Genomic DNA, 15,524 nt, shown 5'->3' on the forward strand with positions numbered 1-15,524 from the left:
TCACCTTTTTCCTGCTCACTTCCCTGTATTTCATTCTTTTTATAGAGGTATAAGAATATAGTATAACAGGAGTGTGAGGTTATGGATAAACTGATGCTGATGAATGATCAACTCAATGCGGTTGTATGGGGGAAGTACATGATCTTTTTTTTATTGTTTACGGGCTTCTGGCTCATGCTGCGTACCAGATTCCTTCCCTTTACCCATGCACGGCTGATTCTGCGTAAAACATTGGGCTCACTGGGAAAAGGTGATAAGGGGGATGGGGTTACTCCCTTTCAGGCTGTAGCGACCGCACTGGCTGGAACACTGGGAGTCGGCAGTGTGGTGGGCGTTACCACGGCTTTGACGATGGGAGGGCCGGGTGCACTGCTGTGGATGTGCGTCAGTGCCATCTTTGGCATGATGACCAAATATGCAGAGGTTGTGCTTGCCATCCATTATCGTACGAGGGAACGGGATGGCACCTTTATCGGCGGACCGATGACAACACTGGAGAACGGCTGCCATATGGGCTTTCTCGGTATTTTGTTTGCCGTGCTTTGTATTTTTGCATCCTTTGGTATCGGGAATGTCACACCGGCAAATACGATTGCACATACGATCACATCTTATATTTCCATACCTTCCTGGAGCATAGGTCTCATCATGGCGCTTTTTATTGCCTGGATCATATTCGGAAAGGGAAATCTTATCATGCGGTTTAATGAAATTACGATTCCTGTGATTTCCGTGCTTTATATTGCCGCGTGTCTGTATCTGATTGTATTGCATGCCGATGCGCTGCCGCAGGCACTGCGACTTGTATGGTATGATGCTATGCGTCCCATGGCCGGGGTTGGCGGTATCGGCGGCTTTGTCATCAGCCGGGCCATGCATTTCGGTATTTCCAGAGGCGTATTTTCCAATGAAGCGGGGATGGGAAGCTCACCGATCTCCCATGCCTGCGTTTCTCATGCCAATGCAATCGAGCAGGGGTTCTGGGGAATCTTTGAGGTGTTCTTCGATACGATTGTCGTCTGTACGATTACCGGTCTGATGATTTTGACCAGTGGACTGCTCGACAGCGGGATGGAGGGGGTGGCATTAACGGTTGCCTGCTTTACCTCCGGCTTCGGTCACCTCGGCGGTATCATATTTTCCTTTTCCATTGTTGCCTTTGCGATTCCCTCCATTCTCGGCTGGTATTATTATGCGCGGGAGTGTTTACGGTATCTGTTTAAGGGAAAACTGATGCTGTATATCTATCAGGGGGTTTTTCTGGTACTGCTGGTTTTCGGAGCACAGCTGCAGCTGACATTCGTATGGGATGTTGCGGATACGCTGAACGGACTCATGGCGATACCCAACCTGATTTCTCTGGTAATTTTATGCCGAGTTGTGGTAAAATTAACGAAAGAGTATTTGGAAGAACATGGGAGTGATTAGATGAAGGTTGTAATTGCCTGTGATTCTTACAAGGGCTGTATGACTTCAAGAGAGGTTGCCGAACGTATTGAACTGGGGATTCGACAGGTGGATGATGCTGTTATCACAACATCCTATGTCATTGGTGACGGCGGGGAAGGGACAGTGGAGGCATTTCATGAAACCTGTCACGGAAGGAAACAGCCGGTAAGTACCACGGATGCTTATGGAAAGAAAATCATAAGTGAGTACACGATCATTGAGAATGGTGAAACAGCAGTGATCGAGGTAGCAAATATCATAGGATTAAATATGCATGAGCGGGATAAGCGGGCACCGTTTTTCGGCAGCAGCTACGGTGTAGGTACCGTTATGCTGGATGCGGCTGCACAGGGCTGCAGGAAAATTATCATCGGCTTGGGCGGAAGTGCAACCAATGACGGCGGAATGGGTCTTCTGCAGGCACTGGGGTGCCGGTTTTATGACAGCTGCCATAAATATCTTTCACCGCAGGCGATGAATCTGGAAAAGGTTCGCTATATTGATTTCAATCGGCTGAACAAGCTGGAGGGTATTGAACTGATTGCGGCCTGTGATGTGAAAAATCATCTGCTGGGAGAAAACGGGGCAACCTATGTATTCGGAAAACAGAAGGGTTTTTTCCCGAATCAGATTCGTAAAATCGATCTGGGAATGGAAAATTTCCGCAATCAGGTGCGGCGGTATCTGCATGTGGATATTGATTCCTTTGACGGCGGAGGAGCGGCAGGGGGCATCGGTGCTGTTTTAATCGGTATCCTGCATGCGAACATGATTTCCGGCATTGAACTGCTGCTATCCTTCAGTGACATGGAGGAGCAGGTGAAGGATTGTGATCTTGTGATTACAGGAGAAGGGCAAAGTGACCGTCAGACGATGTTTGGAAAGGTTCCGGTGGGAATCCTGAAGGTTGCCAACCGCCATCATAAGCCATGTATCTGTATCAGCGGTGCCTTGGGAATCGGATATCAGGAGCTTTATGATCTTGGATTTATCGGAATATACAGTATAGCGGATCGGGCTATGACGTTTCAGCAGGCTTTGGATAATGCTCCGGATAAGCTGACAGCCACCACCTATGGGGTAATGAAAACGGTTATGTATTACATGAATCGCATCAACGGGAACAGAGGATGATCTGTTCTTTTTTTTCACGGTCATATAGTTCTGCGGTTTTGTAAAACAATGGAGTGTTCTTTCGTTTTTGAACCGGTATAGAATAAAGCATAAGCGAACAGGCTGTGAATCTGGCGGTTGTGCGTCTGTAATACATTGTGTCCGTTCGGCTTGCAGTCTTATGATTTTAAAAAGATTTTATTTTTCTATTTACAAAATGCGGATTCTCACATATAATACATATGAACAGATGTTCATATGTTAAAGGAAATGAGGAAATCAAATGATAAAGGAAGCTATGGAATGTGAAGTAACAGAGGTGCATACGGATACCGTTGCAAGATTAAAGGATACTCTGCTGAGTCAGGAACAGTTTCAGAATCTGGGTACCCTGTTTAAGATGTTTTCGGATCCGACAAGACTGAAAATACTGAGTGCGCTGTTTCAGGAAGAACTATGTGTATGTGATTTGTCGGAGCTGCTGGAAATGACACACTCCGCAGTTTCCCATCAGCTGAGCGTTCTTCGGCAGAATCGCCTGATAAAGTACCGCAGAAGCGGGAAAAATATTTACTATTCTCTGGATGATGAACATATTCAGCTCATATTTGATGCAGGTTTATCCCATATTATGGAGGGATGATATGCTGTCGAAAAGGTTTTGTTTCAGGAAGGCACAGCCTATGACCTCTGGAATTCTGTATCCTTGCAGGGTAGTGTCGCAGTTTCGCAGGCCAACCGGCTTTGGCGGACGCTGTGCAACGCGAGTAATGAATATTATGAATCGCGCACAGTATAACCGGGTTTTAAAGGAACTGCCGCTGCAGGGACGTATTCTGGATATCGGCTTTGGAAACGGAAACATGCTGAAGCGAGTGTTGAAAAAGGGCTGCCGCAGTGTTTATGGGACGGAAATCAGTGAAAGCTGTATGACTGCGGTGGAATGGAAGCTGCTGCCAAGCCTGCAGCAGGGATATCTGAAGCTTGCTATGGGCAGTGCCGAATCCTTGCCATTTGCAGATGCCTGCATGGATACGGTATACAGCGTGAACACGATTTATTTCTGGGAATCACTGGACAAGGGGCTGTGTGAGATAGCACGTATACTCAAGCCGCAGGGTACGCTGCTTTTGGCCTTCTATGATAAGCGTTTTATGTCACGTCTTCCCCTACGTGAATACGGCTTTCAGCTATACGATCCAAAGGATGTGAAAGCGGCATTGAAGCATAACGGATATACGTCTATTGAGGTTTATGAAGTGAAAAAGGAAAAATCCTATTGTATTCGGGCAAAACGCGGGAATGTTTAGGAACGTGGAGCATAAAGCTTTTGTACAATTTTATACAGAAGAGGCAATAACACAAGTAATTATAAGGTAAGGAGGCAGCATATGGAACGCATATATATACTGGATGAGCTTGATTGCGCTAACTGTGCAATGAAGATTGAAAAGCATGTAGGAAAAATCAAGGGTGTGAAGGAATGCTCGGTGGATTTTGTTAGTAAACGGATGTTTGTGGATATGGAGCATGAGGGGATTGAAGCTGTGCTCGAAGAAACGGTGCAGGCGATTGAACCGGATGTAATCCTGCGGCGTAAGGATGATAAAAAGGCAGCTTCTGGCGGGAAGCAGGAGGCAAGCGGGAAAGCTGGACATCCCGAGGCAGAGGAACACCATCCTGCACAGGAAGACTGTACCTGCAAAAAAGCGCATCATCACGACCATGCAAACAGTGCCTGCGCACACACGGATGGACATGATCACCACGAAGCTTGCAATGGGCCGCATGCACATGAAAACGATGGGAAGGAGCATGACGGACACCATCATCATGAAGGCTGTGGCTGTGGGCATGACCATGCTCATGAAGCACATGAGGATCGTGAAATTCAGGGAGCACTCAAGCTGTATGTGAAAAATCTCGATTGTGCCAACTGTGCAAATAAAATCGAAGCATATGTCCGCAAGATGGACAATATAAGGGACGCCAGCATGAACTTTTCACACGGTGTTCTGTTTGTTGAGCTGCAGGATGCAAGCCGCAGCGAGGAAACCATCAAAGCGGTTATGGCGGTTATACCTACCCTGGAGGACGGTGTGACTGTTGAGCTGGAGAAATCTACAGAAGAGGAAAAGCCTTCCCGAATGTTTTCCTTCCAGGAAAATGCACGGCTGTATCTGGGAATCCTGCTGTTTGCGGCAGCTGTTGTATTGGAAGCACAGTCCTGGTCTGTCTGGCTGTTTCTGGCTGCTTATGTGATGGCAGGAGGTAAGGTGGTCTATATTGCATTGCGCAATATACTGAAGGGGGAGGTTTTTGATGAAAACTTCCTGATGAGTGTTGCGACCATCGGGGCACTGGCCATCGGCTCCTATGAGGAAGCGGTTGCTGTTATGATTTTTTACGAAATCGGGGAGATGTTTCAGTCCTATGCAGTGAATCGTTCCAGAAAATCGATTTCCTCGCTGATGAATATCCGTGCAGACTATGCCAATCTGTGGAAGGATGGAAAAGAGATTAGGGTTTCACCGGAGGCGGTTGGCCTTCATGATCTGATTGTGATCAAGCCGGGTGAGCGGGTACCGCTGGATGGTGTAATCGTTGAAGGAACGAGCTCTCTTGATACCTCGGCTCTGACAGGAGAATCTCTTCCAAGAGATGTCGGTGTGCAGGATGAGGTACTTGCAGGCGTCGTCAATCTAAGCGGTGTGCTGAAGGTGGAGGTCAGCAAGGAGTATGGGGAATCTACCGTATCCCGTATTCTGGAGCTGGTGGAGAATGCGAGCAGTAAAAAAGCACCGATGGAAAAATTCATCACACGCTTTGCAAAGGTGTATACGCCAACGGTTGTCTTTCTGGCAATCGCACTGCTTGTGCTGCCGATGCTGTTTATACCGGATGCCGTCTTCGCCGACTGGCTGTATCGGGCATTGACCTTCCTTGTTGTGTCCTGTCCATGCGCACTGGTTATCAGTGTTCCTCTGGGCATGTTTGCCGGAATCGGGGCAGCAAGCAAATCCGGCATACTGATTAAGGGCGGCAATTATCTGGAGGCATTGAAGGATATTGATACGGTTGTGTTTGATAAAACCGGAACTCTGACAAAGGGCGTATTTACAGTAACACAGATACATGCCATACAGCGCAGTGCGGATGAGCTGCTGGAAATGGCAGCCTATGCGGAAAATTATTCTACTCACCCGATTGCACTTTCCATTCGCAAGGCATATGCAAAGACGATCGATGCGGAAAGACTGAGTCGGTATGAAGAGGTTGCCGGGAACGGGATTCATGTACAGCTGGATCAGCATGAGCTGCTGGTGGGAAATTACAAGCTGATGCAGGCTAACGGTATCACCTATGAAGAAAATGATGCATTAGGAACAATCGTGCATATCGCCGTTGACGGCACATATGAGGGCTATATTGTTATTGATGATGAAATCAAGGAAACCAGTAAGGAAGCCATTACTTCTTTGAAAAGCAGCGGAGTTAAGAAATGTGTTATGCTGAGTGGTGACCGCTATAAAGTGGGAGAGCATGTTGCGTCCGTCCTTGGATTGGATGAGGTTCACATGCAGCTGCTTCCTGCAGATAAGGTGGAGAAGGTCGAAGAGCTGCTGCAGCAGGAGAGTGAGCATGGCAAGCTGGCCTTTGTCGGTGATGGCATCAACGATGCGCCGGTACTTGCAAGAGCTGATATCGGTGTTGCGATGGGAGGCATTGGAAGTGATGCCGCAATCGAAGCTGCGGATGTCGTCTTGATGAAGGATGATCCTTCCGCATTGAGCACTGCAATCCGCATCGCAGGAAAAACCATGCAGATTTTATGGCAGAACATTGTATTCTCTCTGGGAATCAAGGTTGTAATCCTGATCTTAACAGCCTTTGGCATGGCAAATATGTGGATGGGTGTGTTTGCGGATGTCGGTGTGACACTGATCGCCATTCTGAATTCCATGCGCGCTTTAAAGATACGATAATCTAACTGTTTGTATTGCATAGAAGGAGAAGCTTTTGGAAACAGAAGCCTCTTTTCTTTTGCTTTGTTTCACAGATGCTTTTTTTTGACAGAAAGAAAAGTGATGATCCATACATATGACAGTAAAGGGGAAGACGCAGCGTTTTAATGTGTCTGATTGCTGTTGAATAATGTAAGGGAAATGGGTATAATAGGGAATATTCCGAAAGGATGAGGTGATATCATGAAAAAATTTATACTGTCTGTTTTCTGTTGTATGCTTCTGCTTACCGGCTGCAGTAATAAGGTGCAGGAAAAGGGGAAGGTGCAACAGATTGGAATCGAGGATGCTTTTTCCAAAATGGATAAAAAAGAAACGTTTCTGCTTATGATTACAAGAGATAAATGCTATTATTGCCAGCTGATGCACAAGATGCTGGAGGATACGATTGAGGATCATCCGACGACCATCTATAATGTAAAAATGGATGATTCCACGACCGAGAAACTGTATGCGGATAATGACCTGTTGAAAACCAGACTGGAAAAGCCCGGGACAACACCGCATGTTTATTATATTAAGGATGGGGTGGTCAAGGATGACATCACCGGCTTTGATGAAGAAAATCCGCTGGAGTTCTGGGATTGGGTAAAGAAGCATAATATCGAGAATCTGAAATAGAAACAGAAGGATGGAAAAACGTATCTTTCTTGCTTTTGAATATCGTTGCATCCTGGGATAGAAGGGAATCAATTTCATCGTTTAGAAACAATGAGGTTGATTCCTTTTTGTCTCAGTCATTACGGCTTGCCTATTTTCAGGTAGGAAGCAGACAGGGGGTATTCTCTTAGGTTATGTGTCCTGCACAGATTTTATGACAGGAGAATGACATAAAATGAAAAAACTTATGAAAATCTTTTAAAAGGATTGATAATTTTTTTCATAACCGCTATAATAGTAAAGTGAGTAAGAAAGCTTTTCATGGAAGTTGAAGAAAGTGATGTGTTGATATGAAAACGTGGCAGGAGGTTTATGCAAACGCAAAAGCTCTGTGCGCAAAATGCAGATGCTGTCCGGTATGCAATGGATTGGCATGTCGAGGCGAAACACCCGGTCCCGGAGGAAAGGGCAGCGGGAGTGCATTTGTAAGAAATGCTGAAATGCTGAAAAAGGTATTCATTACCATGGATACAATCAGTAACAATACGGAAATCGATACGACTTCCGAATTTTTTGGCCATAAGGTATCATTACCGGTGTATGCTGCACCAATCAGCGGTATCCTGCAGAATTATGGTGCAGAGCTGGATGATATGAGCTATACCAGAGCGCTGGTGGATGGCTGCCGCCGTGCGGGAACACTGGCATTTACCGGAGACGGTATGCATGATGAAATGTTCAAAGGCCCGATGTCTGTAGTCGCACAGCATGAAGGCTTCGGTGTGCCGACGATTAAGCCGTGGAGCAGGGAGCATATGGCCTGGCGGATCGAACTGGCGAAAGAAGGACATGCGCTGGCAATTGCCAGTGATATTGATGCCAGCGGTCTGACAAATCTGAGAACAAGCATTACACCAGTCGGATTTAAAAATGTTGAGGAGCTAAAGGAAATTACGCGAATCTGTGGAGATGTTCCTTTTATTCTGAAGGGGATACTCAGCGTGAAGGGAGCCCGCAAGGCACTGGAGGCAGGAGCATCCGGTATTATTGTAAGTAACCATGGCGGCCGTGTTCTGGACGACTGTCTGTCCGGTATCGAAGTGCTGGAGGACATCGTGAAGGTGGTAGACGGACGTATGAAGGTATTTGTGGACGGCGCGTTCCGTACGGGAAATGACGTTTTCAAAGCACTTGCACTGGGGGCTGACGGCGTATTGATTGGCCGGCCGGTTTCCCAGGCGGTTATTGGAGATGGCAGCGACGGCCTTGTGACCTATTTGGAAAAAATCAGACTGGAGTTAAAAGAAGCGATGGCAATGGCTGGTTGTAAGACGATTCAGGATATAACCAGAGATTGCGTCAGCGTAACATTCTAAAGGAGGAGATCATTATGAATTCTTTTGAGAACAATGCATTTTTCTGGCAGAAGCTGGATACTTTGTTTTTATCAAGCAAGCTCGTAATCGACAGACCCAGAAATACCTGTCATTACAAATACAGCAACCTGGTATATCCTGTGGATTACGGGTATCTGAATGATACCACAGGCTCTGATCAGGCACCGATTGATGTGTTCAGAGGCAGTGAGAAAAGCAATCTCGTACAATCCGTTGTAATCAGCGCAGATATATTGAAAAAAGACTGCGAGGTCAAGCTGCTGGTTGGCTGTACGGAGGAAGACGAAAATGATATTCTGGAATTTCTGAATCAGACAGAATTTCAGAAGGCTGTATTGATTCGTCGCGGAAATGAAGTTCCGGAATGGGCACAGAACGATTAGGCTGAAGTAATTCAGCTTTTTTTCATATTTATGGACAGAAACAAAGCTGTTTCGTGATACAAGGCATATGTAGAACGGATAGGTGCTATCCCCTGTATGTGGAAGGAGCTTCCTGCCGTTTCCCGGTATTTTATGCAGGATCTGTTGTTTTTTTGATTCTTACCATGCATGAAACCTTCTTTTTTTCCATACAGTAGAAAAGGAGGTCTTTTGCATGAAAAAATTATTGATTATAGGATTGCTGCTGTGCCTGATGAGCGGATGCCAAAAAAATACGGGTACCTTTGCACAGGGGGATAAAAATCTTTCCAGCGTATTTGCGGATATCAATGAACAGATTGCGGACGGAGCCTTTTCTATTCCATTGTTAAAGGACACTGCGCTGAGTGAGCGGGAGGTGGAAACCCTCTATCAGCTGGATATGACGAAAATAGAAAGCTGTATGGTGAGAACCGCTGCTGTGCAGGCACAGCTTGGAGAAATCGCCTTGTTTAAGGTGAAGAAGGAGAATGAGGGAGAAGTGAAAAAGGCCATTGCGAGCCGTAAGGAAGATTTGAAAAAGCAATGGGGCGCCTATGTTCCGGAGGCGGCAGATTTGCTGTATCAGGCAAAAGAGGGCAGAATCGGACAGTATTATTACTTTGTTCTTGGTTCAGATAGTGAAAAGGTGGTAAACTATATGCAGAAGATGGATGCATAATGCATGTATTTATGGTATAGTAGAGCAGTTAATGAAGCAAGGCAGGTGAAGGTATGAAGTGGATCATGGATCTGTATCGGGAATTTACGTCGTTTGAGGGAAGTCTTTTTAAATACTCCCTATCCTTTTCTTTGCTGCTGGCACTTGCCCCCAGTCTGCTGCTGATTGCGATGCTGTTTCGCTTTGCATATCTGCCGATGGATATCATTATGAAGTTTCTGATCAGCTTTATGCCGGATATGAGTATGGATGGACTGGATCAGGTATTTCAGTTCTTCGCAAATCAGAACTACAACATCACCTCCTTTATTGTGACGATGTGCGTGTCCTTTTATCTGGCAAGCAGAAGCATTTTCTCCTTTCTGCTGATCAGTGCCTCCCATGAGAGTGTAGAGGTTCCCAAGTGGTCGATTCGCATTAAGTCCGTGGTGCTGTTTGTATCCCTTGTTCTGCTTCTGGTCTTATCCATATTCATAGCAACAAGGCTGAATGAGTTTCTGCCGATTGTGTCCGCAGTTATCATGCTGCTGTTGTTCACCATGATGTATCGGGCATTGAGCTTTCGGAAGCGGAACTGGTCATTCGGTATCATCGGAGCGATGTTCTCAACCATCTGCATCCTGGGGCTGGCTGCCTTATTTGTAACAATTGTCAGTCATTTTACATCCTATAAGGATGTTTACGGCCCTCTTGCATCTCTGGTCACCCTGCTGCTGGCCATCTATCTGATATCCTGCATCATTTATCTGGGGTTTTGTCTGAATCTGATTTGTGAGGAGGAGTATGGCAGAGAGGAAGCACTGCCGTTAAAAAATGAGAAGTTTTTTATTCTGTGCAGTGAGCTGACGAAGAGAATACGCAGCCGTTTTTAAAGAAGGAAGAGGAAGAATTATATGAAAGTAACTATAAAGAAAACAGGGATCAACGGGGAAGGAATCGGGTATATCGACCGCATGCCGGTATTTGTACCGCAGGCACTGATCGGTGAGGAAGTGGAAATCCGCATTGTGGATAAACAGAAGCGCTATGCGACAGCGGAGCTGCTGCGGGTGGTTAAAAGCAGTAAGAACCGTATCCGTCCGAAATGTTTTATTCAGAATACCTGCGGTGCCTGTCCACTGATGATTGCCCGTTATCCGGTACAGCTGGAATACAAGCAGGATCTGTTGAAGCAGTCTCTGATAAAATATGCGCAAATCGATCCCAGAAAGGTTGCCCGTGTAAAGGCTAGTGAGGATGTATTCGGTTACCGGAATCAATTTAAGCTGCCCTGTGCCATGGAGGAAGGACGTCTGGTCAGCGGCTTGTTTATGCCGAATTCCAATTATTTTATCGATGTAAAAAAATGCTGGATACATGAGGATGGCCTGGAACGGGTCCGTATGGATATCATGCATGTGTTGAATACACACGGCTGTGTGTCCTATAATCCGCATGATAAAAAAGGTATCCGCAATCTGGTGGTTCGCGGCTTTGACAATCGCTATCAGTGTACAATTGTTACGGGCAATGATGAGCTTGATGAACGCCTGATTTCTGATCTGATGCGGATAAAGGGGCTTACGAGTCTGTGGCAGAGTATACATACAATTAAAAAGACACCGGAGGTGTTCGGTAATAAAATGATGCATCTGGCAGGGGAAACGAGTCTTGCGATGGAGCTGGACGGCTTAAAGCTTCAAATTTCACCGCGCTCATTCTTTCAGCTGAACAGCAAACAGGCAGTGCAGCTGTATCGGACGATTGCATCCATGGTGAAGGAGGACAATGAGCTGATCGTGGAGGCCTACAGTGGTATCGGTGCAATTTCCTTATATCTGAAGGATAAGGCAAAGGAAATCATCGGAATCGAAAGCATTAAGGATGCGGTAGTGAATGCCAATCAAAATGCAGCGCTGAATGGCTGTGAGCATGTTTCCTTTCTGTGTGACGATGCGGCAAACAAGCTGACCTATCTGTCGAAGAAGCGCAGTATTGATGTACTGGTTGTGGATCCGCCAAGAAGCGGTCTGGATGACGCCATGCTGGATTGCATTCTGCGAAGTAAAATTAAAAATATCATTTATGTTTCCTGTAATCCGGCAACGCTTGGAAAGAATCTGGCTGTGCTGAGCTCACGTTATAATGTAGACAAGATTCAGCCAATCGATATCTTTCCTCATACTCCACACGTTGAGAGTGTTGTCTTGATGTCACGAAAGAATAAATAAAGTGTCAAAGAACATCTAAAACAAGGGATTTCTGGTGTCAGGCGGAAAAGTGCTGTATGTTGGAAATTCCTTTCCTTATATTTGTCAGAATCAATCTATCTTTTTTCCAGAGAGTTATGTGTAAATAATCACAAGGATACTAAGGAGACAGCCGTATGGATAGCGAACAGAAAAGAAGAATCTTAGATGCCCATATGCATCTGCCGGTCCAGGGAATATCCTTGCCGGAGAAAAAAGAAATACTCCTTAAGGAAATGCAAAAAAACGGCATTGATGAGGGAATCGTCATCAGTGATTCCGCAATTACAAGTGAAATCGGAAGCTTAAAGGATTGTCTGGAACTGTTCTCAGATACCTGCAATGTTCATGTCGTTGGCGAAATCAGTCCTTTCTTCAATTACAAGGAGCAATGTAAACTGCTGGATACGGCTCTATCTGAAAAAAAGATTGTAGGAATCAAGCTGTTTTGCGGACATGAGTCGTTTTATCTGTCAGACAATATACTGGGGCCTGTTTATGCGCTTGCTGAAACATATAATGTGCCGGTGCTGTTTCATTCGGAAAAAGACAGCTCACAATATGCATCCTATTTTGCCGTATGCGAAGCGGTACGACAGCATCCAAATATCACCTTTGTCTGCTGTCACTGCCATTATCCGAATGTAGAGGCATGCTTTCAGCGGTATAAAAATGTAAATAACATCGTGTTTGATATTTCCTCCATTGCGGATGTACAAATGACAGCAGATATGAGAAAGGCTGTTCAATCCGAATTGCAAAGACATCCGGACGCTATCATGTTCGGCTCTGATTATGCAGGGTGCTCTCAGGCAGATCATTTGGATTTCGCGATGTCTCTGGCAGTATCGGATGATATACGAAGCAGGCTGTTGTATAAAACTGCATACCGTGTTTTTCATTTGGCGTAGGAAAATCAAGCACTGCATAAATTTATGAATATATATAGCCATATTGATATACATACAGCCTGTGTCTGTAGCTATCCACTATGGTGGCAGACAAATCGTGCAGTTGTATCCAATACATTCAGCTTTTCCTATGCCATCGGATGATTTGTATGCAGAATTCGCCTTTTTTTGCGGACTTACAGCAAAGAGAGTTCCTCTTTTCAACAATCTATAGTATAATACCTATAATTGAATGTTGAGAGGGGGGCGCATATGTATTCCCTGGGAAAAAAGCAGAAAACGCATACAAAGCTGACCATCGGTATTCTGATTCTCATGATCATAACAATGATTGGTTTGAGTTCTATGATGATACAGCAGAGCAAATCACTGATTATGAATGAAACACAGCGGTATCTTTCTGAATTATCGAAACAGACATCAAGCAGAGTGGATCAGAACATTGCAAAGAATATTGCACAGCTGCGTGAGGTCAGTGCAAATCTGTCAGAGATTGCCACAACCGATGCTGTCGGACAGACCATCATAGACAGTGTTCTAAAGGAGAACGACTTCTCCTGGATTGGCTATGTGGATATGAACGGTCTTTTGCATGTAAAAAATCATAAGACAGTCTCTGTCACAAAGCTGGAAATCGTTCTGGATGCTCTCCATAAGCAGAAAAGCGGCGTGAGTAAGCAGCTGGAAACGCTGTATGATGAAACGGGAATTTTGTATGCAGTTCCTTTTTATGTACAGGGGCACATAAAAGGAGCGATGGTTGCCTGGAGCAATACGGAAACTCTGCAGCTGCTCTCGGATACCGATACCTTTAACGGCGTTGGCTTCAGCTATATCATTTCGCAGGATGGCGATTTTATTATGCATTCCAGTAACCAGTACGCCGTATTTCTAAAAAATGACTTCTATAAAAGCATTCAGGATGTGGCGGATATCGACAGCGGAAGCTCTCTTTCTAAATTGAAGTCAGATATCCATTACAGAAAAAGCGGTACCATACATTATACGGTGCATCAGGATGTCCGTGGAGAACCTGAGGAAAGGACTCTGTACTATACACCTCTGCAGGAGGGGAGCTGGTATCTGTTGTCCATAGCACCAAGTATGATTTATGCCAAAAATATACAGGACTATACGAATTTTTCGATTATGATCAATGTATTCATCTTTCTGGTCTTCGGTATCCTTATTCTCTATATTTTGTTTACGAATACGAAATTCAATAAGGAAATCTATCGTGTTGCCTATGTGGATCCTGTGACCAACGGCTTTACTGCACCACGGTTTGAAAAGGAGCTGCAGAGGATTCTGGAGAATTTTCAGTCCTTTGCGTTCGTTACCGTCGATATTCGTAAATTCAAGCTCATCAATGACTCCTTCGGGAGCAGGGATGGAGACCGGGTATTGCAGTATGTGCATGACTGCCTGCAATCCTATTTGAAGGAAGGTGAATTTCTTGCCAGAATCTCATCGGATACATACAATCTGGTGTTGTTTACAACGGATACGGCAGAGATTCGTGAACGTCTGGAAGCGATGACGGATAAGGTGAACTCCTATAATCAGAGTAAGGAACAAACCTATTATCTGCCGTTGGATTGCGGCATCTATATTGTGACAGACAGCAGCATTGATATCGTCAATATACGTGATCGGGCAAACACCGCCAGAAAAAACAATAAGGACATGATCAGTCGCCATATGTGCTCCTGTGTATTTTATGATGACTATGACCGTGTGCAGATGCTGAAAGAGAAGAAAATGGAGAATTCCATGCAGCAGGCTCTTGAGAATGGTGAATTTATTGTATATCTGCAGCCGAAAATCAATCTGGAGAAGAGTGAAATCGTCGGAGCAGAGGCACTGGTTCGCTGGAATTCACAGGATGGACTGATATCACCTGGGGAATTTATTCCGTTCTTTGAGAAAAACGGCTTTATTGTCAAGCTGGATCTGTATGTGTTTGACTGCGTCTGCCGTCTCTTGCAGGACTGGGAAAACAGGGGAATCGCGCCTATTCCAATCTCTGTGAACCTGTCAAGAAATCATCTTTTGGATCCGCAGTTTTTGAAAAAGTATGAGGTAATACAGAAAACATATGGTATAGCTTCCCATCTACTTGAGTTTGAGCTTACGGAAACTGTGGTATTTGAAAATCTGGAGCTGCTGAAAAATGTCATTGCACAGATTCATGCGGCAGGCTTTCAATGCTCGATGGATGATTTTGGAAGCGGCTATTCCTCCCTGAACGTATTGAAGGAAATACCGGTTGACATATTGAAGCTGGATGGTGCATTCTTCGATAAGGAAGGGGACCCTAGAGGCAATGATGTTGTGGAGACTGCGATTGAGCTTGCCAGAAAGCTTGGGATGAAAACTGTGGCAGAGGGTGTGGAAACCTTTACACAGGTGGAATTTTTGCGAAATGCAAATTGTGATATGGTGCAGGGATATGTATTCTCCAAACCGTTGTCAATTGAGAATTTTGAAGTTTTGGCGTTTTCGGCAAGGAAAGCAAAAACGCTACACGAATTCCAAATACGACAAGACGGGTAAGACTTCAAACGAATAAAGACGAAGACTGCCACAAACACAGGGCAGCCCTTCTGAAATTCAGTTTTAGTGGGATATGATGATCAATACCACCTGAAATACAGTTTTTGCGGCATAGGATGATCATTACCACATATTTGTCATAACCAATACGTTTGAAAGAAT

General features: G+C 45.1%; 13 protein-coding genes. All 13 read left to right on the top strand.

What is annotated here, in order from left to right:
- Nucleotides 1-81 precede the first annotated feature (81 nt).
- A complete protein-coding gene (locus tag G4D54_06075; protein QJA02024.1) occupies nt 82-1,428 on the top strand; it encodes a sodium:alanine symporter family protein in 1,347 nt (448 codons plus the stop codon).
- Complete coding sequence (locus tag G4D54_06080; GenBank protein QJA02025.1) at nt 1,429-2,583, top strand: glycerate kinase; 1,155 nt, start codon at nt 1,429-1,431, stop codon at nt 2,581-2,583.
- A gap of 262 nt (nt 2,584-2,845) precedes the next feature.
- Nucleotides 2,846-3,205, top strand: coding sequence for a winged helix-turn-helix transcriptional regulator (locus G4D54_06085; GenBank protein QJA02026.1), 360 nt, complete (start codon nt 2,846-2,848; stop codon nt 3,203-3,205).
- A gap of 1 nt (nt 3,206) precedes the next feature.
- Nucleotides 3,207-3,872 (top strand): class I SAM-dependent methyltransferase, encoded by a 666-nt coding sequence (locus tag G4D54_06090; protein ID QJA02027.1) that lies wholly within the window; start codon nt 3,207-3,209, stop codon nt 3,870-3,872.
- Between the two features lie 81 nt (nt 3,873-3,953).
- Nucleotides 3,954-6,548: a cadmium-translocating P-type ATPase gene (cadA, locus tag G4D54_06095; protein ID QJA02028.1), complete on the top strand. Its 2,595-nt coding sequence runs from the start codon at nt 3,954-3,956 to the stop codon at nt 6,546-6,548.
- A gap of 222 nt (nt 6,549-6,770) precedes the next feature.
- On the top strand, nt 6,771-7,208 hold the full coding sequence (locus G4D54_06100; protein QJA02029.1) for a bacteriocin: 438 nt from the start codon (nt 6,771-6,773) through the stop codon (nt 7,206-7,208).
- A 329-nt stretch (nt 7,209-7,537) separates the two neighbouring features.
- Entirely contained in the window at nt 7,538-8,563 is a 1,026-nt protein-coding gene (locus tag G4D54_06105; GenBank protein QJA02030.1) for an alpha-hydroxy-acid oxidizing protein, read from the top strand.
- Nucleotides 8,564-8,577: 14 nt separating this feature from the next.
- A complete protein-coding gene (locus G4D54_06110; protein ID QJA02031.1) occupies nt 8,578-8,967 on the top strand; it encodes an Inorganic pyrophosphatase in 390 nt (129 codons plus the stop codon).
- 214 nt (nt 8,968-9,181) lie between these two features.
- A complete protein-coding gene (locus G4D54_06115) occupies nt 9,182-9,667 on the top strand; it encodes a DUF4358 domain-containing protein (protein QJA02032.1) in 486 nt (161 codons plus the stop codon).
- Nucleotides 9,668-9,720: 53 nt separating this feature from the next.
- Nucleotides 9,721-10,539, top strand: a complete 819-nt coding sequence (locus tag G4D54_06120) for a YihY/virulence factor BrkB family protein (protein ID QJA02033.1) — start codon at nt 9,721-9,723, stop codon at nt 10,537-10,539.
- Between the two features lie 21 nt (nt 10,540-10,560).
- The gene (gene rlmD, locus G4D54_06125) at nt 10,561-11,877 is read left to right on the top strand and encodes a 23S rRNA (uracil(1939)-C(5))-methyltransferase RlmD (protein ID QJA02034.1); all 1,317 of its coding nucleotides are present in this window, start codon (nt 10,561-10,563) and stop codon (nt 11,875-11,877) included.
- A gap of 155 nt (nt 11,878-12,032) precedes the next feature.
- On the top strand, nt 12,033-12,806 hold the full coding sequence (locus G4D54_06130) for an amidohydrolase family protein (GenBank protein ID QJA02035.1): 774 nt from the start codon (nt 12,033-12,035) through the stop codon (nt 12,804-12,806).
- Nucleotides 12,807-13,058: 252 nt separating this feature from the next.
- The gene (locus G4D54_06135; protein ID QJA02036.1) at nt 13,059-15,362 is read left to right on the top strand and encodes an EAL domain-containing protein; all 2,304 of its coding nucleotides are present in this window, start codon (nt 13,059-13,061) and stop codon (nt 15,360-15,362) included.
- Nucleotides 15,363-15,524 lie beyond the last annotated feature (162 nt).

Origin of the sequence: [Clostridium] innocuum, assembly GCA_012317185.1 — a bacterium.
In the GTDB taxonomy this organism is placed as follows: Bacteria; Bacillota_I; Bacilli_A; order Erysipelotrichales; family Erysipelotrichaceae; genus Clostridium_AQ; species Clostridium_AQ innocuum.

Bases quoted from the DNA above. Each gene is read 5' to 3' on its own strand.
- cadA (QJA02028.1), top strand. From the start codon at position 3,954: ATGGAACGCATATATATACTGGATGAGCTTGATTGCGCTAACTGTGCA.
- G4D54_06100 (QJA02029.1), top strand. From the start codon at position 6,771: ATGAAAAAATTTATACTGTCTGTTTTCTGTTGTATGCTTCTGCTTACC.
- G4D54_06110 (QJA02031.1), top strand. From the start codon at position 8,578: ATGAATTCTTTTGAGAACAATGCATTTTTCTGGCAGAAGCTGGATACT.
- G4D54_06105 (QJA02030.1), top strand. From the start codon at position 7,538: ATGAAAACGTGGCAGGAGGTTTATGCAAACGCAAAAGCTCTGTGCGCA.
- G4D54_06135 (QJA02036.1), top strand. From the start codon at position 13,059: ATGTATTCCCTGGGAAAAAAGCAGAAAACGCATACAAAGCTGACCATC.
- G4D54_06090 (QJA02027.1), top strand. From the start codon at position 3,207: ATGCTGTCGAAAAGGTTTTGTTTCAGGAAGGCACAGCCTATGACCTCT.
- G4D54_06115 (QJA02032.1), top strand. From the start codon at position 9,182: ATGAAAAAATTATTGATTATAGGATTGCTGCTGTGCCTGATGAGCGGA.
- G4D54_06080 (QJA02025.1), top strand. From the start codon at position 1,429: ATGAAGGTTGTAATTGCCTGTGATTCTTACAAGGGCTGTATGACTTCA.
- G4D54_06120 (QJA02033.1), top strand. From the start codon at position 9,721: ATGAAGTGGATCATGGATCTGTATCGGGAATTTACGTCGTTTGAGGGA.
- G4D54_06130 (QJA02035.1), top strand. From the start codon at position 12,033: ATGGATAGCGAACAGAAAAGAAGAATCTTAGATGCCCATATGCATCTG.
- G4D54_06075 (QJA02024.1), top strand. From the start codon at position 82: ATGGATAAACTGATGCTGATGAATGATCAACTCAATGCGGTTGTATGG.
- rlmD (QJA02034.1), top strand. From the start codon at position 10,561: ATGAAAGTAACTATAAAGAAAACAGGGATCAACGGGGAAGGAATCGGG.
- G4D54_06085 (QJA02026.1), top strand. From the start codon at position 2,846: ATGATAAAGGAAGCTATGGAATGTGAAGTAACAGAGGTGCATACGGAT.